Genomic DNA, 24,113 nt, shown 5'->3' with positions numbered 1-24,113 from the left:
GCCTAGACGTGGCTTTGCCCGATCAGGTTGCGTCGTTCGCCGACGCCACGGCCTCGGGGCATGCCGAGGCGGCTGCGCAGCCGCCCGCGCCTTACGTCCTGCCATTCCCGTCCGCCGGCTATGCTCAGAGGTCGACGCTCCGCACCAGGCTGTTCGCCTTCGCCATCACCGTCGCTCTGCACGGGGCGGCCCTGATCGGCATCATGTTGTATCGCTCGCCGGGCGTCTTCGTCGCGCCGCCTCCGGAACCCCTGGTCGTGACGCTCTTGCCGCTCGCTCGCCCGCCCGCCGAGGTCAAGAAGCACCACGAGAAGGCCAAGATCGTGCCGACACCGCCGCGCCCGGCGCTGGTCACTCCGATCGTCCGACCGATCGTCCCGAACATGGTCAGCCCGATCGTCGCCACACCGGATGAAACACCACCGGCATCGGTTTCGCCGCCCGCGCTGCAAGCGACGCCCGCGGCGCCCGCCATCTCCGCGCCCTTCTCCGACTCGGCCGGAAACGCTCAGGACAGCTGGGAGGGCCGCGTCCTGGCACGGCTCGAGCGGTTCAAGCGCTTCCCACCAGCGGCGCTCAGCCGGCGCGATCAGGGCGTGGCGACAATCCGCTTCCGGCTCGACCGCCAGGGCCACGTGTCGACCTCGTCGATCGCACGAAGCTCGGGGAGCAGGATCCTCGACGCGGAGGCGCTGGCGACCCTCGCACGCGCCGACCCCCTCCCGGCCATTCCGCCCAATCGCCCCGATCAGATTGAGCTCCTCGTTCCAATCGAGTTCTTTCTGCTGGCGGGTCGGTGACGCCGGTAGAGCGCGAGCGCGAGCCACTCGGTGGCGGAACTGCTCGTTCCCGCCAACTTATTGCTCTATCCCGCCATCCAGTTAAGAATGGTTCGCAATTTGTCGCGCTCCACGACAAGAGTGCGCAGGCGCAGCATGGCAGGGGAACGGAGGCGGGCATGTCGGAGATCGATGCGGAGGATGCCTTCGATCCTCAAGAAGTACCCCGGCCGGTCTTCGCGATCGGTGGTGAGCTTGTGACCGATGGATTCGAGCAACCGCAGCATGAGCATCGCAAGGCGCAGCTGATCATGGCGCTGCGGGGGCTGGTGACCTGCGAAGTTGCTAAAGGCCTCTGGATGGTGCCGCCGCAATGCGCCCTGTGGATCCCGGGAGGGATGGAGCATAGCGTGCGGGGCGTCGGCGAGGTCGCGATCTACATCCTGTTCGTCGAACCGGACGCCGCGCCTGCCATGCCGAAGGAGTGCTGCACGGTGGCGATCGCGCCGCTGCTGCGCGAGCTCATCATCGGCGTCGCCAAACTGCCGCCGCTTTACGACCGCGACGGGGCCCAAGGGCGTCTCACCCAGACAATGCTCGACGAACTGGCCGCCGCGCCGGTCGAGCGTCTCCATCTGCCGCTGCCGGGCGACCCGCGTCTGCGAAGGATCGCCGACGCGCTCACTGCAGACCCTTCCGACCGGGCCACCATCGGTGAATGGGCGCGCCGGGTAGCGATGAGCGAGCGCACCCTCTTTCGCCTGATCCACCGGGAGATCGGCATGAGCTTCGGGCGGTGGCGCCAGCAATTCCATATCATGGTCGCGCTGGAGCGCCTCGCACGAGGCGAGGCGGTTCAGATGGTGGCTTTCGACCTCGGCTATGAAAGCGCCAGCGCGTTCATCACCATGTTTAAGAAGGTGCTCGGCGAGCCGCCCGGCAAATATCTTGCCGCCCGGCAGGTCCAAAATGCGGCAAGGGCCGACGTCGCGAGGGCAAACGAGACCCGATCGCTATGACCTTAGCAGGGTCTCGTAACTTTTGAGATCGAAGGGGATGGCCCGCTCGTTATAGTCCGGCACGCTGTCAGGATCGATGACGGCGTCACCGCCCGCCGCATCGCCCGAGGGCGCGTCGGGCAGGCTCATGTCGCTGGCCAGCGCCTGATTGGCGAGCACATAATCCCGTAGCGCCTGTTCGTAGCGTTTCAGGCCAACCAGGGGCTCATGCCGGTGTGTCGCAAGCTCGCCGGCCAGGACATAGGCGCCGATCATCGCAACGGACGTGCCCTGACCCGTGGCCAGCGAGACGCAGTACCCCGCGTCCCCAAGGAGCACGACCCGCCCGTTCGACCATTCGTCCATGCGGATCTGGTTGATCGCGTCGAAATAGAAGTCCGGCGTGTCCTCCATGAAGGCCAGGATGCGGGGGAACTCCCAGCCAGCGTCGGCGAGCCGGTCGGCCAGCAGCCGCTTTTGAGCGGCGATGTCGCGATAGTCGTAGGTCAGCGGCTCCGGGGCGCCGAAACCAGCATAGGTTCTCGCCGGCTGGTCCTTGTCCAACACGAGAAGGCCGCCCCCGCGATCGCCGTTCTGGCAGAACACCTGCCAATGATCGAGGCCGAGGAAGTTCGGGATCGAGAAGACGGCGATGTAGGAGCCCAGATAGTGGGCGAATTGTTCGTCGGGACCGAACACCAGCCGCCGCACATTCGAGCGCATTCCGTCGGCTCCGATCACGAGGTCGAAGCGGCGCGGAGACGCGGTGGCGAGGTCGTTGGCCAGGGTGACGTCGACGCCGGTGTCATCCTGTTTCAGCGTCTCGATCGAGTCGCCGAAGATGAAGTCGATGCGATCTCCTACGGCCTCGAACAGCACTTGGACGAGATGATCGCGCAGGATCTCGACATTGGGGCTGTTGAATTTGCCGCCGGTCAGGGACCGCTCCTCGCTCCGAAAGGTCTCTTTCCCTGCGGCGTCGACCATCGACATGCCGGCAAGCTTGGTGCTGCGCTCGCGGATCGTGGCCAGAATCCCCATCCGCTGCGCGACCTCGACGGCAGCCGCACCGCGCACGTCGAGGGCCTGGCCGCCCGGGCGCAGGTCGGGTGCGCGCTCGACGACGGTGACCTTGAAGCCATAGTGGGACAGCCAATAGGCGACGCTCAAGCCGGAAACGCTCGCGCCGGACACAAGTACCTTCATATCGGCTGTCGTCATCACTGGTCTTCCGTCTGACTGGGATCGCCGGCGCGCAGCGGATATCCCGCAAGCAGGCGCTCGGCCGTGGGCAAGGCGTCCGCCTCGGAGTCCGCGACGAACAGCGGGTAGCCCCACACCGTGCGGAAGACCGGCGCGGACGCTTTGGCGATGAACCGGCGCGCCGGCTGCGGCTCGACATAGACCATCGCCCTGACGAGACGGTTGAGCGGCTCGCGGTTGCGCTTCATCCAGCGCGAGAGCTGCCAACGTTCTTCGCCGGTCTGCATGTGGTCGGGGTCCGCACTCAGCGCCAGAACGACAAACGGTTGCTCCCGGGCAAGCAACGCGTCGAACAGCGCGAGGCTGTCTCCATCGCCCGCCACATCATAGTGCATCCGAACGATCGGAAAGGCAGCGTCATCCAGGCGCATCGACACCTCCTCTGCCCGAATGGCTCGGGCCACGCACTTCTAGGCATCGCGCTCCGGATTGAATTGCGCGCGACCGGCAAAGGATTGTTCGATCCTGCCAAACTGCCCGCGGCAAGGGTGCAGGCCGGCGGCTCATCAGCCCTCCGGCAGCAACAAACGCCGAAAGAGGGAGAGTCGGGCCGGAAAGCCCGTGACGGGTTATGGAGTCGCGAGAGCCTCTCGCTGCGGCCCGTCGCGGACAGCTTCCCATGCCGCGAGCCACGCCTGGGTTTGGCACTGACCAGACCGATCCCGGTCAGGCCATGACCGACAAAGTCACCGCCGAACGGAAAGCCGCCGGAGACCTTGGCGAGATCGGTAAACTTATTGGCAGAACGGCCCCATCCCCGCTGGGTCGCCTCCGTCTATCCCGTCCTGGAATGAACCCAATCTCCTGCGCCCGGGAGGATGTGCGGCGCTGCATTTCGCGCGCACGATTCCGGGCCAGTGACCGTTCGACAATGCGACCGGGTTCGCATGGGGGTGCGTCTGGTCGGCCTTTGCGAGGATGTATGAGAATCGAAAAGAAGATCCTGATCTGTGGCGCCGGCATTGCCGGCCCCGCATGCGCCTATTGGCTGCACAAATATGGCTACTCCGTCGTCGTGGTGGAAAAGGCGCAGACCTTCCGGGATGGCGGACAGAACGTCGACATCAAGGGCGCCGGCCAGCAGGTCATCAAGATGATGGGCCTCGCCGAGGCGATCGAAGCAAAGGACACCCTGGAACGGGGGCAGAAGTATCTCGATGCCGCGGGCGCCGTGATCGCGGTCTTTCCCAAGGGCGCCGTCGGCACCCTGACGAGCGATTTCGAGATCCTTCGCGGCGATTTTGCCCGTGTCCTCTTCGAAGCCACCAAAGGCGATTGCGAATATCGCTTTGGGACAAGTGTCACCAATCTCGACGACAGTGGCGCGGGCATGTCGGTCACCTTCGACGACGGCAGGGCCGAAGACTTCGAATTGGTGATCTGCGGCGAGGGCATGAGCTCCTCGACCAGGGCCAAGGTCTTGGCCCAGGAGACCCGCTTTCGCTACCTCGGCGCCTACATGGCGTTCTTCAAGATTCCACGCCGTCCGGAGGACGATAACTGGGCCTATTCGGTGAATGGCGTCGGCGGCACCTTCATCACGTTAAGGCCCGGGAACGAGAAGGAGACGACCGTCCTGATCACTTTCCTCAGAAAGGATCACGACATTGAGGGAGACAATTCCGCGGCGAGACGGGACCTGCTGCTCAAGGCGCTGAAAGGCCGGGGGACGGTCGCCGACCGCATCACCGCGGAACTGGATATGGTCCAGGATTTCTACTTCGGGCCGATGAGCCAGGTCCGGGCCTCCGCCTGGTCGAAGGGCCGGTTCGTTTTGATCGGTGACGCCGCCTACTGTCCAACGCCGTTCACAGGGGCGGGGACGGCTCTTGCCCTGGTCGGCGCCTATGTGCTCGCCGGCGAGATCGCCCGAGGCGAAAGCTACGCCGAAGCCTTCGCCGCTTATGAACGGCTGGTCCGCCCCTATGTCGAAGCGTCGCAAGACCAGCTGAGTCCCCGCTTCATTCGGTTGCTGCACGCGAAGACGTGGTTCGGCATATCCGTCACGCACCTCGCTCAGAAATTCTTCTCGAGCGGAGGCGTGCAGAAGGTGCTGAGGCCAAGCGCTGCGAAGCGCGAAAAGGGTGTCGCGGAAGACTTCGTATTTCCGCAGTATTGATGCGCTGGGGCTTGAGAAGTTTTTTGAGGGCTCAGACCATTCGCGATGGCCTCGCAGACTGGCCTCGGGCGAGAAGCACTGCGAGCGTGGGATCACAGAGGCCGAACAGCCGCTAACGCGGCATGTCTTTGTTGCTCCTGAGATGGACACCCTGCAGACCTTGGACGACTCCGTTGATCAGCAACGCCGCGACGGCGCTTGCAGGACTTATCCGCAGCCGGCGCGGGAGAATGGGCGCCAAAAACCCGGCGATGATCTGGGCCGCGCGTTCGTCGGCGCGCTGGTGCTCGCGATCGCCCTGCAGCACACTTGGGCGAACGATCGTCAGCGACGGAAAGCCGAGCTTCTGCAGTTCGACTTCCAGTTCCCCCTTCGTGCGTGTGTAGGCGAAACGCGAGCCGGGATTTGCGCCGAGCGACGAGGTCAGCGCGAAGCGCGTCGCGCCGTGATCACGGGCATGACGGGCAATGGCGAGCGGGTATTCGTAGTCGATCGATCGGTAGTCCGACCTCGATCTGGTCGTCGCTCGCGTCGTGCCGAGCGCGCTGACTACACCGTCCACAGACCACCAGTCCGCTTGATCAGGCATGTTGGAGAAGTCGATGACGATGTTCTCCAGTCGGCCGCGCGTCGCGATAGGACGCCGCGTCAGGGCGATGACCTGGCTGATCCGCACGTCGGCAAGCGCCTGCTCCACCACACAGGACCCGACCAGACCGGTCGCGCCGACGACCAGCAACTTGGTCATGTCCGGACCGCCCCGGATCGATAGGGCTTGAGCGCTCTGGCAAGGAGGCTGTCCAGCATTCGATCGGGCAGGAGCCTGGTCAGGCGGATGAGCAACGCTGTGTTGCGGCCGACGGTATAGCGGGCCCGAGGCCTTTTGCTGACAATCGCGTCCGCGATCACGCGACCCGCCTCCTCGGGAGGCGCTCCGCCGGGGATAGACGCCTTGGCTTGGGCGATGATCGCATGCATCAGCGTGGCGTAGCGACCACGCTGTTCTGTCGTCATCCCGCTGACGATGCTCTCGCCACGGTCACCGACCCGCCCGAGCATGTCGGTCTTCACGGCGCCTGGCTCGATGACAACGACCTTCACCCCAAGCGGCTCGACCTCACGGCGCAGTGCGTCGCTGACCGCTTCAAGCGCGAACTTCGTGCCGGCGTAGGGACCGTAGGTCGCCATCGCCACCTTGCCGCCGACGGAGGAAATGTTGACGACCGTGCCGCGGCTTTCGATCAGTGCGGGCAGAAGCGCCTGCATCATCGCCACATGACCGAAGAGGTTGACGTCGAATAGCTGACGCCACTCGGAAAGCGGAAAGGTCTCTACGGGTGCGTTGACCCCGATGCCGGCGTTGTTGACCAGGCCACGTAGAGGGCGGCGCTCGGGATCCTCGCTGACACGCTTCAGGAGCGCGGCGATCCCGGCCTCGTTGGTGACGTCCAGCAGGATCGGCTCGAGGTTCGCAGCCCGGAGCGTTTCGGCATCCGTACTCCGACGCACGCCCGCGAGGACGTGGAAGCCGCGCTTTGCAAGCTCGCGCGCCGTGGCGGCGCCGATACCGGTCGAGGCGCCGGTCACCACGACGATCTCGCGACGAGATTCCAATTCAGCGGGTATGCGTTCCATCGTGCTGTCCAGTCGCGCAAATATCGGATGAAATCAGGTGAGGATCCGCCACAGCGCGGCGAAGCCGGTGGCGGCGTATGTCTCCGCGCGCATCGGATCTCGGGTCATGGCGTCGGCCGTCGCATCGACCAATCCGGTCACAACGGAGGCAACGAACATCAGTGGGGCGTCACGCATTGGCCCAGTTGCCCGGCTCCGATCCAGAAGCGTCGCGACGCCGGCATATGCCTCGCTGGCGACCTGTTGGCTTGCCGCGGTCACATCGTGCGAAACGCTGAGATGAGCGAGAACCTGACGCTCCCGCGGATGCTCGACCGCCCAGTGCAACCAGCCATCCCAGACATGCCGCACTTGGTCGCGCATGTCGGCTTCGGTCGGGATACCGACCGTGGTCGCCGCTGCCATTTCCGACTTCAGCTGTATGTAGAGCTGATTCAGCAGGTCCGCCTTCGTCTCGAAATAGGTGAACAATGTCCCGTTCGAGACGCCGGCCTCCTTCCCGATCATCGCCGTCGGCGCGCTGAGCCCCTGCGCGGCGATGATCCTGATCGCTGCGGCGATGATCGCGCCTCGCTTCTCTTCACTTTTCGGTCTTGGCATCGGTCATCCTCGACCGTCACGGCTATAGAAGAGTGACTGGACAGTCAACTACGTCGGTGCGTTCTGGCGTGCGCTGCCGTAGCCGCTGGCTCGCCGGAGAACTCATGCCCTGATTGACTGGGCTTCCGGCGCGCCAGCACGACCATGAACACTGGTCTCGGCCATCGGTTGAGCAGCTCTCAATGATCGATCCATCCGTCGGCGTACTGCACTCTTCCAGCCACGCCATCGAGCGCGCCCGGCCGTAGTGGAAGGATCATGCAATTTTCGTCTGGGGCGTTGAACGGCAGCTCGATCGGGTAGCGGCTCAGCCGCTCGTAGCCGAATTGCGGATAATAGCTCGGGATTCCCACGAGCAACACGGATCCGAAGCCAAGCGCCGCGGCGCGTTCGTGCGCCGCGCTGACCAGGCGTTTTCCGACGCCTTGCATCTGAAACTCGGGCACGACAGACAAGGGCGCCAGCGCCAACGTCGTCACGGCCGAGAGATCACTCCGTATTTGCGCCTTCGTGAGCAGAATGTGGCCGCCGGCTTCGCCGCCGATTTCCGCGAGCAGCGAGAGCGCCGGGATATAAGCGCCGGTCCCACGCAGGCGCTCAATCATGAGGTGCTCGCGGTGATCGCTGTAGGGGACAGCGGCATAGGCGCGCTCCACCAGGTCCGCGATCACCGCGCGGTCGCCAGGCCGCTCCGCTCTGATCACGATCATGGACATCTTGGCACGCCGCCTCTCTTGACACTCGACCACCCGGGGTCAGAACCGGGCAAGTCCATCGACGACGAGCGCCAGGCGCTCGTTGCGGGCGCTTGGCCTGATCCGGCCCGAGCGCTCCAGCTCGACAAGTCCATGCAGGGCCGCCCACAATGTCTCGGTCGCGAGCTCGACATCGCCATTTGATGCCGGGACGACTGCCGTAAGCGCCGCAAAGGCGTCCTGCAATTCCGGTCTCGCATCGCCTTGCGCGAAGCGCAGGCTGCTCGCCATGGTGAACATAGCTTCGTAAAGAGCAGGCTGCTCGGCAGCAAACGCCAGATATGCCGTGGCGACTTTCCGGGCCGCCTCCCGACCTTCGGCGCATTCCTGCGCGGCCTGCCGGAGCGCGATCGCGAGTTCCCGGAAACCCTCCAGGGCGACTGCCGCGACAATCGCCTCCCTGTTCTCGAAGTGCGAGTACAGGACCGGCTGGGTATATTCGATCTCCGCCGCCAAACGCCGGACCGTGACCGCGCTCCATCCCTCGCTGGCCGCAATCGACCTTGCCGCCGCGGTAATGTGACCCTCTCGCTCAGCCCGCTGCCTGGCTTTTCGCTCCGAGACTCCCACTGTCGGCCTTTCTCCGCGCCGGATGCGCCGAAAGACTTATAGCTATGGTTGAAAATCTAGCAATGCTAGATTATGTGTCTCGCAACGAGGAGGAGTTGCGCATGCACGGGTTCGCAATCGGCATCGCGCTGCTGGTGGCAGTCGCGATCATCGTCATCGGCGTCATGTATCTCACAAATCCTAGGGCGGCCACACGGAGCTTCGGCCTGCCGCTTCCTGAGGAAGGCGAGAACACCGCCTGGTGGCTTCGGCTGAAGGGCGTCCGCGACATCGTTTCGGGGCTGGTCTTGCTGGCCTTGATGGTTTGGGGCGGTCCACGCATGGCCGGCATCGCCTTGATGATCGAGGCCCTTATCCCCGCCGGCGACATGTCGCTCATTCTGGCCGCCAAGGGCTCGACCGGGCGGGCCTTCGGCATCCACGGGGTCACGGCGGCGCTGATGATCCTGGCGGCCATTCCCTTGATCATCGGCGCCGCCTGACATGCTGCACACCGCCTCGATCTGGCTCCTCGTCGCCGCATTCTTCGGTGCGGGGCTGTTCAACGCGATCGGTACGCCTGCAACGCGGAGCAGCTTCGTCCGCTGGGGGTATCCACCGTGCTGGTGCCGAGTCACCGGTGGGTTGGAGATGGCGAATGCAGCCCTGCTCGCCTTCACGGTCACGCGCGGGGCAGGCTTGATCCTCGGCGCCGTCATCGTCGCGGCGGCGGCATTGACCGTCTTGCGCCACCGTGAGTTTTCCCACCTTGCGCCGCTGGGCCTGTTCGCCGCCCTGCTCGTGGCGGCCGGAATGACGTCCTGATCCAACCGCCAGCTTCAGGCCGTCAAGATCGGGTCACCTGCAGTCTCGATCAGGGCCTGCGCGTGGTGGGTTTTCGCGGCCATGCAAGCCACGTCGCCAAGATGATGACGGCGCTCATGCCAAGGTCGATGTAAAGCTGCGGAGGAAAGTCCGTCAGGCTCTCGCCTGCCTTGAGAAACTCGGGATCGATCCAGGTAACGCCGGGAAAAAGGTTCGCGGCTGCTTGCGCCCAATAGAGCACGCCGCCGAACAGTGCCGCCGCCAGCACATTGGTCTGCCGGTCGCCTGCCCGACGCCACGTGAAGAAGAGCGTTGCCAACGACAGGAAGACGCCGAACGCCATGGTCTGGCCATCGTGGAATTTGGCATGTGGCGGCCAGTGGGGATTATAGATGTGCGTGGCGTTCATGTCGGCCACAAAGCCCCCGATGGCGATACCGACGGCATTGAGTGTCAAGAGACAACGCCCGGCTAATTGCTTGTCCATAGGCCTCCTCGGTAACGCGAGACGGTATTTCGGGCCGTTCTGACACGCCCGTTGTGGTTGCTCATCGCGTCGGAACGACCACCAGCTTTCCCTTCGGCAAACCGGTCGTCTCAAGTTCGACGATGGCGGCAATGGCCTCAGACAGCGATACGATGCGGCCGATGGCCGGGACGAGCAGGCCTCGCGCTGCAGCGTCGGTAATGCCGGCCAGCGATTGTCGCGTCGGATTGCCGAACACCAGGTGATGTCGCGACGACAGGAAAGTGCCGATCATCTTGGCCGGCGTGGGGACGATGTGCAGCGACACGCCGCCACGTTTCAACATCGCGCCGCACTGGCGCAGCGACAGCGCGCCTGCGGCATCGAAGACGACGTCGAAGCGGTGGTAATAGGAGGCGGCGTCGAAGCCGCGATAGTCGACGACCTCGCCGACACCGAGCGCCAGCGCTTCCTCGCGCCCCGACGCACTGCAGCTGCCGACGATCTCGGCGCCCTGCATGCGCGCGATCTGCACCGCCGAGCGTCCAACCCCGCCGAGACATCCATTGATGAAGACCGATTCGCCAGCCTTCAGCTTGGCCTTGGTGATGAGGGCGCTCCAGGCCGTCAAACTGATGATGGTCATTGCGGCCGCCTGCTCGAACGAGATCGATGCCGGTTTGAGGGCGGTGTTCTTCTCGTCCGCGACCACGAACTCCGCGAATGCGCCAGCCCGGCTGATGGCGGTGACACCGAGCACCTCGTCGCCGACCTCGCGCTGATCGACCCCGGGCCCCACGGCATCGACAACGCCGGCGAAATCATGGCCCAATCCGCGCGGAAACCGGAACCCGGAGAGCATCTTCATCTCGCCGCGGCGGATCTTCCAGTCCATCGGGTTGGCCGCCGCAGCGCGCACTCGCACGCGAATCTGGCCTCGCCCGGGTTCCGGCACATCAACCTCGTCCAGCCGGAGTTGCTCCGAACCGCCGTAGCGCTGATACTGAACGCGCCTCATGCCGCGTCTGGACCAACGCTGGTCGGAACGATGGCCGCTTTCATGGTAGCGCTTGCGAGCCGAAGTTCGTTGAGAGGTCGGTACGCGTCGCTGGCGATCCAGGCGCGGAATGCCGCTTCAGACGGCCACCGCTGAATGACCAAGGGCGCAAATGCGGCCCCTTCGTCAACAGGAACTCCGCCTTGTGCCACCAACTGACCTCCGAACGACCCGATCAGCGCGCTGGCGCGCTGCGCGTAGGTCTGAAGGCCCGCCGGATCTTCGACCGAGACAATTTCTATGACCACTAACACGGCACTTTCCGCCATCATGCGTCTCCGAGCGGTTTTGACAGCGGACCTCGCCGGCCGCTCCAAGCGGCAGATAGCCGCTCGTATCCAGACGATCTATCCGCTATGGTCCAGACTATCTTGGAGATCGTCCAAATATGGATCCGTTGTCTGATGTCCTCTCGTTGCTTGAGCCGAAAAGCTATTTCGTCGGCGGGTTCGAGGCGGGCGGCGAATGGTCAGTCTACTTCGGGGAATATGACGGGATCAAATGCTATGCCGTGACCTCGGGTGGGTGCTGGCTCATCCACGAAGGCGTTCCCAAACCCCTGCCCCTCGAGCAGGGCGACTGCGTTTTGCTTCCTCACGGCTTGCCGTTCCGCGTCGCCAGTGATCCGGCTCTGCCGTCCGAGGATTGGCGCCGCGTCTTTCCGGGATCGGGCACCGGCTCGCTCGCGAGGCTCAACGACGGCGGCGAGGTCACGGTGCTGGGCGGCCATTTCCAACTCGCCGGACCGCAGGCGCATATCTTGCTAGGCATGTTGCCCCCGGTCGTCCATTTGCAAAGCGAGTCCGACCGCGAGGCGCTGCGCTGGGCGATCGATCGGATGCGGCAGGAACTGGCCGAGGCCAGGCCGGGCAATTTTCTAATCGTACAACAGCTCGTCTACATGATCCTCATCCAAGCGCTCCGCCTCCATCTCGACGAAGGGCGGGGTGTAGGCTGGCTATTCGCGCTGTCCGACAAACAGGTGGGCACGGCTATAACCGCGATCCATCATGAGCCGGCCCGGCGCTGGACGGTCGAGACCTTGGCTCTCGCCGTTGGAATGTCGCGATCCGGCTTTGCGGCGCGGTTTCGGACTCTGGTCGGCGATGGCCCAATCGAGTATCTTACCCGCTGGCGCATGCTCCTTGCTGGACGCAGCCTGGTGCGGGGCGAATCCGTCGGTGCGATCGCGCGCTCGCTCGGATATGAATCAGAGAGCGCATTCAGCACCGCCTTCAAACGAGTGACAGGCGACACGCCCCGCGATCACGTGCGCGCGGCGAAAAGCTAGGCCCTGAAGTCAGTTCCAGAGACCGATCGGCGCGATTGTTCTCCCGCCTGCGCTCTGGCGAATCCAGAACGCCCTTTCGAACGGGTAGGATCGGACATCAGACAGTACCGGGCGGTCCCGTTCAAATCGTCTGCGTCGGCTTTTCGCCAACCGTCTCTGAGGGGGCCGGACGGCGAACGATCCAGATGCACGTTGCGATCAACAAGCCGGCTATGCTGGCCGCGATCGGCCATCTCGGATGGGCCACAAGGCAGAACGAGGTATAGCCGAGGCTCATGCCTACACAGGCAAAAATCTTGGCGTGCATCGGGACCGCCCGCTCGGCCTGCCATGCGCGGATGGGAGGCCCGAAGCGCTTGTGGTTGAGCAACCAGCCTTCAAGGCGTGGCGAAGACTTCGCGAAGCAAGGCAAGGCAAGCAGCAGGAAGTCGATGGTTGGCAATAGCGGCACGAACAGGCCGACGAAGCCCACACCGACAAGTACCAATCCAAGGGTCAGCCACAAGCTCCGCACGGCCCGCCCGCGTTTCGTCAGCGGCGCTCCCACCGGCTCAAAGGATACAGGCATCGGTCAATGCCTGCACATGCGCAAATGCAGCCTGCGCGCCCGTGACAACGCGTACCTCCTCTTCTTCATTGAGTGGCGCAGCGTTCAGGCCATCCGTGAAACTGCGCCAGTGGGCCGCCGGTCCCTCTGCAGTAGGCGCGAGATGACGGGCGCCGTACGTGTCGGACAACCCGATTTTGGCGACTTCCTTGCGCAACAGGCTCGCCCCGAGATTGGACCCTTCAGCGACATAAAGCCAGCCGAGCGCGGTCGCCACGTCGGCCGAAGCGTCTGCTCCGAAAACGGGCCGACCGGTTTGCGACGGTCTGGCAAGACGAAGGTCGGCGAGGTCGCGCTCGATCAGGGGTAGACGTCGCCGCTGTTCCAAGCCGGAAATGACCGACTGAAGTCGCTCGTCGCGGTAAAGCGCGTCGATATCGCGATGAAAAAGAAACTGCATGCCGACGAACCGGCGATAGCCTTCAACACTGTCGAGGATTCTCGCCAGCGTGATCGACGTATCGAGCTGCTCATGAACAGCTTGGGTCGATGCCCTCAGTCGTTTGGCGCGGCTGGTCTGCTCTGAGCCTGGCGCTCTGTCTGCGATGAGTTCACTCATGGTAATGCTCCTGCATGTGGGGTGGGATAGCGCTGCTAAAAATCGGGCCTGGCGAGCGAGAAGACGACGGGCACCTCGACGCGTACCGGATCGCCCGGGATTGCCGCGTCGGGCGCCGGCAAGGGCGAGCCGCGACGCGCCGTCGCGACGGCTTCCGTGTCGAGCAGCGGGTAGCCGGAGCCACGGCGCAGCTGGACGTTCAGCACCCGTCCCTGACGATTGAGCGTAATCGCGATCGTCGCGACACCCTGCTGGCCGGAACTCTCCGCAGACCGAGGGTAGCGGCGGTACTTGCGCAAATGGCCGAGCAAGCGGGCCTGCCAGTCTGCCTTGGCGGCTGCGGCTTGGGCCGCGACATCCTCCTGCGCTGCGCTGACGGTGGACACCGGGACGGGCATCGCGGGCGGAGCGGTTGTCCGCTCGACTTGCTTGCTTCCCGAGCTGTTGGCGGACGCTGCGGCCGCGCTGGGCGCGGGAGGCGGGGTTGCCGGCGCGGATTGGCCGCCGGCAGGGGGGACGGGCTGGATCGGGACCGGCGTGGGTTCGCGCGACGCGGCACGTTGCGCCTCGCTCTGCCGCTGGCGCGGTCCGGGTGGCACCTGTTCCGGGTGGTCCGGGCGTGCGGCCTGCGGTATATTGAAGACCGTAAGCACTGTGTTGCGCGCTGCCTGCGCGACAGGGACCGAGCTGTTGCTGCCAATCCAGAAAAACACGGCCAGCGCAAGAACCAGGGTAGCGATCACGCCGCTGCCGCCGATAGCACGACAGGATCTCGGCTGCTCATAAACCGACCGCTGCCACAGCTCGGGCGGCCCAGCTTCTACTGGGACGACGGCGACGGGGGCAATGCGCGGGTCCTCGCAATATCCTGCGGTCCCAGCAAGATTGGGCATAGCGCTAGAAAGCATATTCGAGCCGGAAGCTGGCGGCCGTACGTCGGTAAGAATAGAGCCAGTCGACATTGCTCTTCACCCGATTGTGCTGGACGAGGATGCTGGGGGTCAGGCCGGCGAAGCTCAGCGCCGGAACCTTGATGACCGAGACATAATCCTGCTCGGCGTCGTCGCGTTTGGCCCCGAGCAGCTCGCTGTAGGCGCCATAGTCGCGCCAGTGGAAGGAGCCGAGCAACAGCAGGTTGAGGCCCTTGCCGAGCGGCTTGTTGAGGCCCGCCCGGAAGCCATATTGCCGGAAGGAGTTGGTGGGGTCGTCGGTGCTCTTGTCGACGAAGTCCGGGCCGCCAAACAGCGTCCAGCTATGCCCCAGGACATACCAGCCCGTCAGATAGGCTTCGGTCTGCCCGCCACCATAGTCCTTGTACGCGGGCTGCTTATAATCGAAGGTCTTGTGGTCCAGTTCTAGCCGGAGTGCGGCGACCTGCGACAGGTTGAGGAGCCCTTCGGCGCGGACACCCCAGGCGGTGTAGAGAAGGTGGTGGCCGTAGCTTCCGAGATCGAAGGTCGGCGAGATAGTGTAGCTCGCCCTTGCGCTCTGATGATCGTAGCCGATCTGAGTCGAGAGGCTGGTCTGGCTGTAGCGCCCATTGCCCGGAAAGACGTCGCCGAAGACGACAGCCTTGCTCAGGATGCCGCCTCGCCCGCCCAGCGGCACGCGTCGGCTGATCGTGCCCTCGAGGTTGATGCCGGGCGCCTTGATCGGGTCGGGCACCTTTCGATCGATCAGGCAGGAGCCATCCGCTCCAGCGAGCAAGCAGGTATAGCTCGCCGAGGACTGGTTGAGATTGTCGCTATATTCGGGGCCGATCGCGATCGATCCTTGCCAGCCGCCGCGCCGGTTCAGCCCATTGATGAAGGCGTCGACGGTCTTGCGGACGCCCGCCACCTTTTCGCCGTCGCCCGCGAGTTCGGCGCGGGCTTGCCGGAAGGTGGCGAGCGCGTCGCGATCCTTGTGGTTCTCGAACAATATCCGGCCCAATTCCAGTCGGCCGGGGAGGAAGTCGGGCTGCAGCGCGAGCAGCTTGCGATAGAAGCGCTCCGCACCGACGAAATCCTTCTCCTGCCGCGCGAGCGCGCCCTGGGCATAGAGGACAAGCATCGGGTCATGATGGTCGAGCGCCAGATAGGCCTTGAGGAACCGGCGCACGTCAGCCCATTGTCGCCGTACCACCGAGACGTAGAGCGCTTCGCCCATTTCGTTGACATTGTTGCTGACCGTGTAGGTGTGCCCGTCGATCACGATCGTAGAGGGAACGGCGTCGAGATCGTCGGAGCCTTTCAGCACCTCGCGCTCGCGGTCGGTCTCGCGTCGGTCGATGCCATCATCGAGGCGCAGCCGCGTATCGTCACCGGCTGCGCTGCCCGGCGTTCCCGCTTGCGCATAGACCGGAATTGGCGCCAGCGCGGATGCCATGGCGAGGGCGAGCAGGGACAAGGCAGGGAAGCTGAGCCTCCCTGCCTTGCCTTGAGGATAGGCGAACCCGAGGGTGTCGCCGATCCGCATCAGTTCTTCGTGCCGCCGAACGCCGTGTCGTACTGACGGGCGGCGAAGGTCACGATGCCGGCGAGCGTTGCAGCGTTGGCACCGTAGAAGCGGCCATCGACAGTGCCGCCAGTCGCACCGGCCGAGTTGCTCGCGGTGGTGCTGGCGATCGCCCCTCCGCTGTTGAACGTCGCGCTGCCGATGTTGACGCTATAGGCGGCGTTGGAGAGGCCACCTGTCAACGTCTTGGCCGTGAAGTCGGCGTTGAAGGTGCCGCTTAGCAGACCACTTGACGCGGCGTAATTGTTGATGCCCTTGACCGAGTAGCTCGCAGTGCCGCTCGCCGGAATGGTCGTGCCGGTCGTCGTGCCGGCATAATAGACCGTGTGGTCGGTGCTGCCGGACGTGGCAGTGCTGGTCCATTCGCCGAACCAGACGTCGTTATTGGCCACCTGGGCGAAGTGGAACAGGCCGAGATTCTGGTGGTCGTCGGGCCCGGTGATCGGGTTGTTGATCGTGGTCACGCCATTGCCGTCGGTCGTGCCGTCGTTCTTCAAGTCCTGGAAGGCGACCTTGTTGGAGAGGCCAGTCGCGCTAGCGCTGAGCCCGGCCACGCCTGCGGTCGGGTGCGTCGGACCGAATGATGCGCTCACACCGACCTGGTTGTGGGAACTGTCGCTGGTGCCGCCCGCGACTTGCGCATGTGCGGTTCCAGCGAACGCCAGCGCTACGACGGCGGAGGTGGCGAAAAGCTTGAGGTTGGAAGATTTCACGTTACTTCTCCTGCTTGGTGACACCCCCGGCTTTCCGGGGGCGGTTATCCGGCAGTCGCTGCTCGGCCACGGTTTCCATGTCAGGCACGGCGGCGGCTGCCGAATGGCTTGAAATCATAATCGGCCGGTCAGGCTGATGCGGACGGTCCGGCCGGGAGCGGGATTGAGCGAGCGCGTCAGCGGATCGCCATAATAGCGGTCGGTGAGGTTGGTGCCGTCGATCTCCGCGGTGAAGCGCGGGTTGATCCGGAAGCGGACGTAGGCGTCCACCGTCAGATTAGCGCCCCAGGCATAGGGCACGTTCAGTGCGTAGCCCTGAACCTTGTCGTTGTCGGGAACGTTGACCAGCGTGTCGAGCAGCTTGTTCTTGTACTCGCTATACCAGGTGAAACGCGGGCCGAATTCGAGCCGGCGATTGAGCACGCGGGCGCCAAGCGTGAGGTTGAGCGAATTGTCAGGCGCCGCCTGCGTCAGAAGATAGCCGCCATAGAACCCGTATTTCACGCAGTCCGGAATACGATCGAGACCTGTATGACCTGAGTCGAGCGTGGTGGCGGTGCTTTGATCGCAGACCTTGTTGGTGAAGACGTGCGCATAACCAAAATCACCGAACAGCCAGCCATTGTCATAGCGCGCCTGGACCTCGAGGCCGGACAGGATCTGCTTGTCGATATTGGAAATCACAAGGTTGGTATTGCGTTCGATCACGTCGGTGGTGACGTTGCGATACCAGGTCAGCTTTAGATCGGCCTTCTGCCCCCGACCCAGGCCTAGCGTTGAACCCATGTCCTGAACGAAAGCCGCTTCGAGCGAATGCGCGTGTTCAGGTTTGACGCGGGCAAGCGGGTTATAGGACTGCGAGAAGCCGATCGTGCTCTCGAAAATGCTGGGATAGCGGTAAGCCTCTGCATACCGGACATAGAAGCGGCTTGAGGTGCTTAGGTAGACGGTGGCCGAGCCCATCGGCGCCCAGTTGCGAGCCGCCAAGTGGGTATCAGCGTAGGTCGCTGCTCGCAATTCCTGAAAGCTCGTTCCCAACTTACAGCTCTTGGGGTCAAACGGCGGCGCCTTGAAGGTGCCGTTGAGGCACGGGTTCTGCCCTCTCGTGAACTTGCCATCTTGATCCACAAAGAAGGGATCAATATCTCTCAGCTGCCGGATACCATTGTAGGAAAGATCGTACGGGCTATACTTGATCTGAGCTAGGTACGTGCTCGGATCATTTGGGTTGAAATACTGTAGATAGAGATAGTCATTCCAGCTCTGGGCGTCAGTGACATTATAGTCGACAACGGCGGAGTATCCCACGATGGGATACATTTTTGGCGCTTTTCCCGCGGCGATCTGGTCGCGCAAGTAATCGTCGGTGGCATGAAAGCCGGCGTATGTGAGGCCCGCGTTGAGCTTGAGAAAGCTGAACGGCCGCCATTCGCTCTTCAAGTCGATGCGGTATTCCTCACGCCGGCCCGACCTACTGGTCCCGCAGAAGAAGGACGCGCACTTGGGCGCGGTAGCATCAAGGAGGGATTCGCCGCGCGGGCGCAGCACTTCGCGCTGCCAATTACCCTGCACCAGCAGGTCCAATCGTGAGCCCAGCTTCAACTGATTGCTGGCGATGACCCCGAAGCGATCGTTGCGCGAATGCGCGGAGGCCGTGTCCTGCAGGATCGGATTAGTATAGGATGCCGACTCCGGGTAGCCACCGTTGCTGTTCGTATCGCTGAGCGTGTGGGTGTCCCAGAAACTCGCCTTCAGATCGAGCCACCACAGCCCCGGCTGAAGTCGATAATCGAGATTGTAGGCCTGGGCATGGACGTGGCTGGCCGGCCATTGGATCGAGCCGACGTGTCCGCCCCAGCCAAGCAGACGCGAAGCCATGATGTCGCCATAGGTGGAACGCGTGTCGCGATATCCGGCCTTGAGATCGGACACGTCGCTGATGTGCCAGACGAGCTTCCCCAGCCAGGAGGAAGTCCTCGACGACGTGTTGGTGATCTCGGTGCCCGGCAGATAATTGAATGCCATCCGCTGGACGAAGGTACCCTGATATTTCGGGTCGACGTTCTGGGAATAGTAACCGGCGCCGGACTCGCCCGCGAAATAATTTCCATGGGTGCGATAGGCATAGGCGCCGAACAGGTCGAGGTCGCCGAGCCGGCCGGCCAAAGCCACGCGTGCCGCTTTGTCACCGAGCGAGAAGAAATCATTGTCGTGGCTGGTCCGCGCCATGACCAGTACCGCCGGATCGTTGGCTGGGTAGATGATGTTGCCGGGCGTGCCGCGTGAGCCGGGATAGCCGGGGATATTATGATAGTCCTGGCCGAGGAACAGATGCGGCCAGCGTGGCTCGGTCGAATTGTTGCCGCCCTCGAGCTTGACCTCGATGCCGAACTTCTGATCCTTCCGGAGGATATCGTCGGCGTCGAGCGTGTGGATGACCACCGCGCCGCCGATTGAACCGTTTACGCCGCGCGCGGCCACAGGCCCTTTCTCGACCTGGATGCCAGATATTAGGTTTGGATCGATATAGGCCCGGTTGCTGACGCCGTTGTAGCCACGCCAGACGGTCAGGGCCTGCTCCGTCCCGTCGATGATCACAGGCACCCGGCCGGGTCCGGAGACGCCGCGGATGCTGGGGTCGATTGCGCCACCGTTGCGCGCGTCGCCGCTATAGACCCCGAGCATGCCCTTGAGCACGTCCGACGAGGTCACGCCCTTGTAGCGTTCGACCTCGTCCTTGCCCATGTAGGTCGTGGTGGCGTCGCGATCATAGATGTCATCAGCGCCGCGCGCATCGCGGTCCTCTCCCGCCGTCGTGGCAAGGCGTTGGTCGCCTTGCACCTGAAGCGGTCCGGTCGCGATTGCACCGTCCTCGACTTGCCCGACCGGGGCCAGCGTGACCACTCTGCCATCGATCTGGCCGGCGTAGCCGCTGCCGGCCAGCAAGCGTGCCAAGGCCTCGGAACGTGACATCTTGCCCGTCGCGCCTGCGCTGGCCACGCCGCGCACCGTGGCGGCATCGACGCTGACCTGCATTCCCGACTGCTGACCGAAGTCCGCCAGCGCACCGCTCAGCGGCTGAGCTGGTATAGTGAATGTTTGTTCTTCCGCCTTGGCGGTCTGAGCCGACGCGACAGACGGCGTAAACAATGCGTTGATCGCCACTGACGCCGACAGCAGCGCCAGCTTTCCCGCGAAACACTTAAGTCCCCTGTCCCCCAATCGCACCATCGTCACCTTTCCCGCCCGATCAAGAGTGCAGTATGATCCGGCTAATGCGAATCAATAGCACAATAAGGAGACGAGCGACGGCTGGTGATTTCCGGTAAAAAAATTGTCTGGCGAGAACTTTTCTATTCGACCGTGACGACCTTCAGCCAGGGCGACAGGTTGCGCACCTCGATGCGCTGCGCCCTAGCAAGGGCGACCAGGGCGGCATCGGGATCCCGCAAGTCATACAGGCCTGTCACGCGCCGACTTTCAAGGCCCGGTCCTCGGGCGAGGATATAGCCCCTGTACCATGGGCGGAGGGCCGCAATGACCTCGCTGACCGACTCGTCCGCGACGATGATCCGTCCCTGGCGCCAAGCGGCAACACGATCGGGGCGAACATGCTCGCGCCGCACGCTGCCCTGCCAATCAACACTCACTGATTCTCCGGCCGGCAGCATTTCCCGAGCGTTGCCCGCGCGTGCCGGCAGTGAAACCTGCACCGCGCCCCGGCTGACCGCGACCCCCGCTGCGCTGTCCGTCAACGTCACGTCGAACGCAGTTCCGAGCACGCGGGTCTCGCTTTCGCCGGCGAGCACCCGGAAGGGCCGGTTGACGTCGTGCACGACGTCGAAATAAGCCTCGCCCCGCAACAGGTGGACATCGCGTCGCCCACCCGCGATCAATACGCTTATGGCAGACGAGGGAGCCAAGGTGACATTGCTGCCATCGGGCAGGGTTATCGTCTTCACCTCAGCGGTGGCAGTCAGATGGTCAGCGCGAAGTGCAATCAACGCGTCGGGCAGCATCAGCCATGCGGCGCAGGAAGCGATGGCGACGGCCGCTACCCCGCTCCAGGCTCCCTGCCAGCGCTTAAGACGCCCGGTACCGGATCGCAGCGCAACCGCCGCTTGTGCAGGCACAGGGACGTTGTGCTGGACCAGCGCGATTGTGCCGGCAATGCGAAGTGTTTCCTGCCACGCTGCGGCATGACGCGGATCCGACGTTACCCACACATTGAATGCCTCGCGTAACGCCATGTCGTCCCGATCGTCATCGAGGCGAATGAGCCATGAACTAGCCTCGCGGTCGATCTTCTCGCTGGAGTTGTCGGGGTTATCGTTACACGCGGGATCAGCCATTGCAGTTCGATTATCCCTGATATCGGCCGCTGATCATGAGACGAGCCATTTGCATCGATAACGGATCGTCGCGCAGCATTTCCGGGAATTTCGGCAAAGCGCGTTATCTTTCGCCACGCAAGCTTCGTTTGCAGCGTTGGACGCCTTCGACAACCAGCTCATGCGCCAAGCTTTTGGAGATCGAGAGAGACGCCGCAATATCAACGAGCCTGGCCCCCTCGAAACGATGCATCTCGAAGGCGCGGCGCATCCGCTCGGGCATTGCGGCCACGGCCTTTCGGACAATCTCAAGCTCTTCCCTCGCGGCAATTTCAGTCAACGCCGAGGGCTGCTCGCTCGCAAGCGTTTCGGCGAGACCCGCCGAATCGGGGTCGAACAGCCGTTGTTCAAGACCCTTGCGGCGACGACCGTCCACGATAAGATTTCTGACGATGCGACGCAGATATCGTTCGGGTTCGGCAAGCAGTCGCCCCCCTGCAACGGCGTGGAAACGAAGCCACGCTTCCTGGACGACATCCTCCGCCTCGGCACGGTTGCCGGTGAGGCCCGAAGCGTACCGGACTAGAGCCTGTCGTTGGGTCAGGAATATGCTCAGGACATCCTCCTGTCGCGACAACAGACGCACTCCATATACTACTTTTAGCCAAGCCTCCTTAGCGCCCTCCCTCTTGCGAACCAATCGCAATTGCGGTGGGAGGCCATTCTTTCCAAGGCGAAACTGACAAGAGGCACAGGCCAGTGCCCTATGGATTCGATGCGAACCGCAGCCGCCTCCTCTCCATCGACGGAGCCGTCGGCCATGTCCATTCCGGCCCTCGGGCACAAATCCTATCGGGAAGATCGATCGAACGTCGCTACATAGAGCGGACTAGCCGGTGGAAAGGGGAGAAGATCTGCCAAAAAGCGGCACGAGCAAAGCCGCAACCAACGCGATAACGCCACTGGCAGCCATCACATAGGCGACCCCGAGATCATCCACGACCATGCCGCCAAACCAAGCGCCAACCGAGACGGATGCCTGAACCACGGCGACGTAAAGCGCTCCACCGGTTTCGAGTGCCTCCGGAGCCGCTTTCGCCACCCAAGACTGGCAAACAATGGAAAGGGCGCCATAAGCTAGCCCCCAAACGCCAACCATCAGGACAGCGATCACCCCGATGCCTCCAAACTGCGCGAGCAGGAACACAGGGAGCGCCAAGGCCAGCGCATTGAGGACCATCGCCAGACGATAGCTCCGCGTAACCAGCCAGCCTCCCAAGGCGTTGCCGATCAATCCGGCCACGCCGAAGAGCACCAACATTCCACTAATTTGCCCAGGGCTCATCTTCGCCACGAGAGCGAGGAATGGACCTATATAAGGATAAGCGAAGAACGTGCTGCCGAAAGTCATCAAGGCAAGCACTAGTCCGAGACGGGCTTGCGGGATGAATAGCAGCGCACCCAAGTCGCGCCAGCGCGTTGGGCGAACGGGTAAAGTCGAGGGCACGAACGCGAGCAACGCGCCGGCCGCCAGGGCGCTGATAAGAGAAGCGGCGCCGAACGCCGTCCGCCAGCCAAGATACTCTGCTATCAGCGTGCCAGCTGGCACACCGGCAATGGTGCCGATCGACAGGCCGGAGAAGATGATTGTTACCCCTCGCGCACCGGTTGGTTCCGGCATGAGCCGAGCGCCAATCGAAATGCCGAGCGGCCAAAATCCTCCTAGCGCAATCCCGACCAAAACGCGGCCGGCTAGAAGCGTGCTGAAGTTAGGGGCCAGGAAAGACATAAGATTGGCCGCGCATAGCAGCGCGATCAGTCCGATCAGGACGGTCCGCCGATCCCTCCGGCCAACAAGGACGCTGACCACAAGCGCACTACAGGCCGCGACGACGGCCGGCAGCGTCATGGTAAGTCCAGCCGTGCCGACAGTGATCCCGAGATCGTGCGCCATCGCCGGAATGAGGCCAACGGGCAGGTACTCCGTCGTGATGATGACGAAGCACGAACCCGCAACGGCAGTTACAGCAAGATATTGCTGTGACAAAGTCGGCTCCCGCGCCGATCGCGCGACGTCGACAGATTCAGACGAGTCCTTCATCTATTAGGCCTTGAATGTGATAGCGAAGGTCGTGAACGTCGCTAGTCGGCGAGTTCGATCGAGACCCGGTCTGGATAGAAAGCGAGGCAGCCGGCGATTTCGCCAACCGCTTCGAAGGGTTTCTCGTACGTCCACACGCTGTTAATGCCAGACGCGCCAAGGGCGGGTATGCTGTAGTAATTGGCATCGCCCTTATAGGGGCAATACGTCGTGTGCTGCGAACGCTCAAGCAGCGACATGTCAACGTCGCCACGCGGGATATATTGGACGGGAGCATACGACGCTTCTGTAAGCGTCCACGCGCTGCTCGACCTCGCGAATTGATATGCCCCCTCCCTGACAACAACCGTCACCGAAGATGGCCTTATGCTGATAGGATGACTGGCGTCGGGGACGAGTATCTTACGGTCAGCCACAGAAGGTCCTTTCACTGGTAGTTCCCGCCCCTTGGGCGCGCCAGAAATCGCCGATCGACCAAATCGATCAGCCCGCAATCAGCGCCGGCGGTGTGACTGAGCGCGGCAGATCCATGCCCTGTTCGTGAAGATAGATCGCGAGATCGAGCGTGTTGTCGGCAACATCGAAGTGCGTCACGAGCCCGTCCTTCAAGCGCAGAAGGAGGGTTTCGACAGACGTGCCGCTCGTCCCCGTCGGCTCGATGCCAAAGAACGGCGTGCCGTCGTGCTTCCAGTGCATATTGATCGCCACCAGCGCGCGATCACCGGCGACATAATGGTCGATCAGATCGACGCGAGGCCGAAACGCCGAGAGGAAAGCCTGTACCCAGCCCTTGAGCGCGTCACGCCCTACCGTGTCGCGTCCGGCCGGGCTGTTGATCACGACGTCAGGATGAATGATGGCGTCCCAACGATCGAGCTGGCCGTTCGCGAACCCTTCGTAGATAACGTAGGCGAGGCTTGTTTCAGCCATGATGTCGCTCCTTAAAAGTGACGCTGATGAGAACTAGGA

The 24,113-nt window shown here is 63.3% G+C and carries 27 protein-coding genes; 6 read left to right on the top strand and 21 right to left on the bottom strand.

The window, feature by feature from the left end; genetic code table 11:
• Window positions 1–8: 8 nt before the first annotated feature.
• Complete coding sequence (locus E5A73_RS20020) at window positions 9–800, top strand: energy transducer TonB family protein (RefSeq protein WP_168356018.1); 792 nt, start codon at window positions 9–11, stop codon at window positions 798–800.
• A 158-nt stretch (window positions 801–958) separates the two neighbouring features.
• Window positions 959–1,798 (top strand): AraC family transcriptional regulator, encoded by an 840-nt coding sequence (locus E5A73_RS20015; protein WP_135965624.1) that lies wholly within the window; start codon window positions 959–961, stop codon window positions 1,796–1,798.
• Here E5A73_RS20015 and E5A73_RS20010 read toward each other — a convergent pair.
• Both E5A73_RS20010 and E5A73_RS20005 read right to left on the bottom strand, forming a co-directional pair.
• The gene (locus E5A73_RS20010) at window positions 1,793–2,998 is read right to left on the bottom strand and encodes an FAD-dependent monooxygenase (RefSeq protein WP_135965623.1); all 1,206 of its coding nucleotides are present in this window, start codon (window positions 2,996–2,998) and stop codon (window positions 1,793–1,795) included. The genes E5A73_RS20015 and E5A73_RS20010 overlap by 6 nt on opposite strands.
• On the bottom strand, window positions 2,998–3,411 hold the full coding sequence (locus E5A73_RS20005; protein WP_135965622.1) for a hypothetical protein: 414 nt from the start codon (window positions 3,409–3,411) through the stop codon (window positions 2,998–3,000). Before E5A73_RS20005 ends, E5A73_RS20010 begins: the two co-directional genes overlap by 1 nt.
• A gap of 551 nt (window positions 3,412–3,962) precedes the next feature.
• On the opposite strand from E5A73_RS20005, the gene E5A73_RS20000 reads away from it, so the two are divergent.
• Window positions 3,963–5,159 carry an FAD-dependent monooxygenase gene (locus E5A73_RS20000; RefSeq protein WP_168356017.1) on the top strand — a complete coding sequence of 399 codons (1,197 nt, stop codon included), beginning with the start codon at window positions 3,963–3,965 and terminating at the stop codon, window positions 5,157–5,159.
• A gap of 112 nt (window positions 5,160–5,271) precedes the next feature.
• On the opposite strand, the gene E5A73_RS19995 is transcribed toward E5A73_RS20000, so the two are convergent.
• The 5 genes from E5A73_RS19995 to E5A73_RS19975 all read right to left on the bottom strand — a co-directional run bounded on the left by E5A73_RS19995 (window position 5,272) and on the right by E5A73_RS19975 (window position 8,719).
• On the bottom strand, window positions 5,272–5,907 hold the full coding sequence (locus E5A73_RS19995) for an NAD(P)H-binding protein (RefSeq protein WP_135965620.1): 636 nt from the start codon (window positions 5,905–5,907) through the stop codon (window positions 5,272–5,274).
• A complete protein-coding gene (locus E5A73_RS19990; RefSeq protein WP_135965619.1) occupies window positions 5,904–6,794 on the bottom strand; it encodes an SDR family oxidoreductase in 891 nt (296 codons plus the stop codon). Before E5A73_RS19990 ends, E5A73_RS19995 begins: the two co-directional genes overlap by 4 nt.
• Before the next feature lie 33 nt (window positions 6,795–6,827).
• Window positions 6,828–7,394: a TetR/AcrR family transcriptional regulator gene (locus tag E5A73_RS19985; RefSeq protein ID WP_135965618.1), complete on the bottom strand. Its 567-nt coding sequence runs from the start codon at window positions 7,392–7,394 to the stop codon at window positions 6,828–6,830.
• Between the two features lie 179 nt (window positions 7,395–7,573).
• Window positions 7,574–8,110, bottom strand: a complete 537-nt coding sequence (locus E5A73_RS19980) for a GNAT family N-acetyltransferase (protein WP_206366559.1) — start codon at window positions 8,108–8,110, stop codon at window positions 7,574–7,576.
• 39 nt (window positions 8,111–8,149) lie between these two features.
• Window positions 8,150–8,719, bottom strand: a complete 570-nt coding sequence (locus tag E5A73_RS19975; RefSeq protein ID WP_135965617.1) for a TetR/AcrR family transcriptional regulator — start codon at window positions 8,717–8,719, stop codon at window positions 8,150–8,152.
• 101 nt (window positions 8,720–8,820) lie between these two features.
• Between E5A73_RS19975 and E5A73_RS19970 the strand changes: the two genes are divergently transcribed.
• Window positions 8,821–9,201: a DUF4267 domain-containing protein gene (locus tag E5A73_RS19970; RefSeq protein ID WP_135965616.1), complete on the top strand. Its 381-nt coding sequence runs from the start codon at window positions 8,821–8,823 to the stop codon at window positions 9,199–9,201.
• Between the two features lies 1 nt (window position 9,202).
• Entirely contained in the window at window positions 9,203–9,523 is a 321-nt protein-coding gene (locus E5A73_RS19965) for a DoxX family protein (RefSeq protein WP_135965615.1), read from the top strand.
• Between the two features lie 49 nt (window positions 9,524–9,572).
• Here E5A73_RS19965 and E5A73_RS19960 read toward each other — a convergent pair whose 3' ends face one another.
• The 3 genes from E5A73_RS19960 to E5A73_RS19950 all read right to left on the bottom strand — a co-directional run bounded on the left by E5A73_RS19960 (window position 9,573) and on the right by E5A73_RS19950 (window position 11,315).
• A complete protein-coding gene (locus E5A73_RS19960) occupies window positions 9,573–10,010 on the bottom strand; it encodes a DUF6640 family protein (protein ID WP_135965614.1) in 438 nt (145 codons plus the stop codon).
• A 61-nt stretch (window positions 10,011–10,071) separates the two neighbouring features.
• On the bottom strand, window positions 10,072–11,007 hold the full coding sequence (locus E5A73_RS19955) for an NADP-dependent oxidoreductase (RefSeq protein WP_135965613.1): 936 nt from the start codon (window positions 11,005–11,007) through the stop codon (window positions 10,072–10,074).
• Window positions 11,004–11,315, bottom strand: a complete 312-nt coding sequence (locus E5A73_RS19950; protein ID WP_168356016.1) for a DUF1330 domain-containing protein — start codon at window positions 11,313–11,315, stop codon at window positions 11,004–11,006. Before E5A73_RS19950 ends, E5A73_RS19955 begins: the two co-directional genes overlap by 4 nt.
• Window positions 11,316–11,434: 119 nt before the next feature.
• On the opposite strand from E5A73_RS19950, the gene E5A73_RS19945 reads away from it, so the two are divergent.
• The gene (locus E5A73_RS19945; protein ID WP_135965611.1) at window positions 11,435–12,337 is read left to right on the top strand and encodes an AraC family transcriptional regulator; all 903 of its coding nucleotides are present in this window, start codon (window positions 11,435–11,437) and stop codon (window positions 12,335–12,337) included.
• 121 nt (window positions 12,338–12,458) lie between these two features.
• Here the strand turns inward: E5A73_RS19945 and E5A73_RS19940 are convergent, their stop codons facing one another.
• The 11 genes from E5A73_RS19940 to E5A73_RS19890 all read right to left on the bottom strand — a co-directional run bounded on the left by E5A73_RS19940 (window position 12,459) and on the right by E5A73_RS19890 (window position 24,074).
• A complete protein-coding gene (locus tag E5A73_RS19940) occupies window positions 12,459–12,851 on the bottom strand; it encodes a YbaN family protein (RefSeq protein WP_338112883.1) in 393 nt (130 codons plus the stop codon).
• 37 nt (window positions 12,852–12,888) lie between these two features.
• On the bottom strand, window positions 12,889–13,503 hold the full coding sequence (locus tag E5A73_RS19935) for a biliverdin-producing heme oxygenase (RefSeq protein WP_135965609.1): 615 nt from the start codon (window positions 13,501–13,503) through the stop codon (window positions 12,889–12,891).
• A gap of 35 nt (window positions 13,504–13,538) precedes the next feature.
• On the bottom strand, window positions 13,539–14,246 hold the full coding sequence (locus tag E5A73_RS19930; RefSeq protein ID WP_168356015.1) for an energy transducer TonB: 708 nt from the start codon (window positions 14,244–14,246) through the stop codon (window positions 13,539–13,541).
• A gap of 154 nt (window positions 14,247–14,400) precedes the next feature.
• On the bottom strand, window positions 14,401–15,870 hold the full coding sequence (locus tag E5A73_RS19925) for a surface lipoprotein assembly modifier (protein WP_240700294.1): 1,470 nt from the start codon (window positions 15,868–15,870) through the stop codon (window positions 14,401–14,403).
• An 89-nt stretch (window positions 15,871–15,959) separates the two neighbouring features.
• Window positions 15,960–16,712, bottom strand: coding sequence for a Slam-dependent surface lipoprotein (locus E5A73_RS19920; RefSeq protein ID WP_240700293.1), 753 nt, complete (start codon window positions 16,710–16,712; stop codon window positions 15,960–15,962).
• 114 nt (window positions 16,713–16,826) lie between these two features.
• Window positions 16,827–19,877, bottom strand: a complete 3,051-nt coding sequence (locus E5A73_RS19915; RefSeq protein WP_240700292.1) for a TonB-dependent receptor — start codon at window positions 19,875–19,877, stop codon at window positions 16,827–16,829.
• A gap of 188 nt (window positions 19,878–20,065) precedes the next feature.
• Window positions 20,066–21,064 (bottom strand): FecR family protein, encoded by a 999-nt coding sequence (locus E5A73_RS19910; RefSeq protein WP_135965606.1) that lies wholly within the window; start codon window positions 21,062–21,064, stop codon window positions 20,066–20,068.
• Between the two features lie 103 nt (window positions 21,065–21,167).
• Complete coding sequence (locus tag E5A73_RS19905) at window positions 21,168–21,680, bottom strand: sigma-70 family RNA polymerase sigma factor (RefSeq protein WP_135965700.1); 513 nt, start codon at window positions 21,678–21,680, stop codon at window positions 21,168–21,170.
• 252 nt (window positions 21,681–21,932) lie between these two features.
• Complete coding sequence (locus E5A73_RS19900) at window positions 21,933–23,144, bottom strand: MFS transporter (RefSeq protein WP_135965605.1); 1,212 nt, start codon at window positions 23,142–23,144, stop codon at window positions 21,933–21,935.
• Window positions 23,145–23,185: 41 nt separating this feature from the next.
• Window positions 23,186–23,497, bottom strand: a complete 312-nt coding sequence (locus tag E5A73_RS19895; RefSeq protein ID WP_240700306.1) for a DUF427 domain-containing protein — start codon at window positions 23,495–23,497, stop codon at window positions 23,186–23,188.
• A gap of 130 nt (window positions 23,498–23,627) precedes the next feature.
• Entirely contained in the window at window positions 23,628–24,074 is a 447-nt protein-coding gene (locus E5A73_RS19890) for an ester cyclase (RefSeq protein ID WP_135965603.1), read from the bottom strand.
• Between the last annotated feature and the right edge of the window lie 39 nt (window positions 24,075–24,113).

Source organism: Sphingomonas gei, from assembly GCF_004792685.1.
Classification (GTDB): Bacteria; Pseudomonadota; Alphaproteobacteria; order Sphingomonadales; family Sphingomonadaceae; genus Sphingomonas; species Sphingomonas gei.
Note: the sequence above shows the minus strand (reverse complement) of the source record. Positions and strands in the feature narration are given on the sequence as shown.

Excerpts from the sequence above, each read along its gene's own strand:
- E5A73_RS20015 (WP_135965624.1), top strand. The coding sequence starts at position 959 with ATGTCGGAGATCGATGCGGAGGATGCCTTCGATCCTCAAGAAGTACCC.
- E5A73_RS20010 (WP_135965623.1), bottom strand. The coding sequence starts at position 2,998 with ATGACGACAGCCGATATGAAGGTACTTGTGTCCGGCGCGAGCGTTTCC.
- E5A73_RS20005 (WP_135965622.1), bottom strand. The coding sequence starts at position 3,411 with ATGCGCCTGGATGACGCTGCCTTTCCGATCGTTCGGATGCACTATGAT.
- E5A73_RS20000 (WP_168356017.1), top strand. The coding sequence starts at position 3,963 with ATGAGAATCGAAAAGAAGATCCTGATCTGTGGCGCCGGCATTGCCGGC.
- E5A73_RS19995 (WP_135965620.1), bottom strand. The coding sequence starts at position 5,907 with ATGACCAAGTTGCTGGTCGTCGGCGCGACCGGTCTGGTCGGGTCCTGT.
- E5A73_RS19990 (WP_135965619.1), bottom strand. The coding sequence starts at position 6,794 with ATGGAACGCATACCCGCTGAATTGGAATCTCGTCGCGAGATCGTCGTG.
- E5A73_RS19985 (WP_135965618.1), bottom strand. The coding sequence starts at position 7,394 with ATGCCAAGACCGAAAAGTGAAGAGAAGCGAGGCGCGATCATCGCCGCA.
- E5A73_RS19980 (WP_206366559.1), bottom strand. The coding sequence starts at position 8,110 with ATGTCCATGATCGTGATCAGAGCGGAGCGGCCTGGCGACCGCGCGGTG.
- E5A73_RS19970 (WP_135965616.1), top strand. The coding sequence starts at position 8,821 with ATGCACGGGTTCGCAATCGGCATCGCGCTGCTGGTGGCAGTCGCGATC.
- E5A73_RS19965 (WP_135965615.1), top strand. The coding sequence starts at position 9,203 with ATGCTGCACACCGCCTCGATCTGGCTCCTCGTCGCCGCATTCTTCGGT.
- E5A73_RS19960 (WP_135965614.1), bottom strand. The coding sequence starts at position 10,010 with ATGGACAAGCAATTAGCCGGGCGTTGTCTCTTGACACTCAATGCCGTC.
- E5A73_RS19955 (WP_135965613.1), bottom strand. The coding sequence starts at position 11,007 with ATGAGGCGCGTTCAGTATCAGCGCTACGGCGGTTCGGAGCAACTCCGG.
- E5A73_RS19950 (WP_168356016.1), bottom strand. The coding sequence starts at position 11,315 with ATGGCGGAAAGTGCCGTGTTAGTGGTCATAGAAATTGTCTCGGTCGAA.
- E5A73_RS19945 (WP_135965611.1), top strand. The coding sequence starts at position 11,435 with ATGGATCCGTTGTCTGATGTCCTCTCGTTGCTTGAGCCGAAAAGCTAT.
- E5A73_RS19935 (WP_135965609.1), bottom strand. The coding sequence starts at position 13,503 with ATGAGTGAACTCATCGCAGACAGAGCGCCAGGCTCAGAGCAGACCAGC.
- E5A73_RS19925 (WP_240700294.1), bottom strand. The coding sequence starts at position 15,870 with ATGGCATCCGCGCTGGCGCCAATTCCGGTCTATGCGCAAGCGGGAACG.
- E5A73_RS19910 (WP_135965606.1), bottom strand. The coding sequence starts at position 21,064 with ATGGCTGATCCCGCGTGTAACGATAACCCCGACAACTCCAGCGAGAAG.
- E5A73_RS19900 (WP_135965605.1), bottom strand. The coding sequence starts at position 23,144 with ATGAAGGACTCGTCTGAATCTGTCGACGTCGCGCGATCGGCGCGGGAG.
- E5A73_RS19890 (WP_135965603.1), bottom strand. The coding sequence starts at position 24,074 with ATGGCTGAAACAAGCCTCGCCTACGTTATCTACGAAGGGTTCGCGAAC.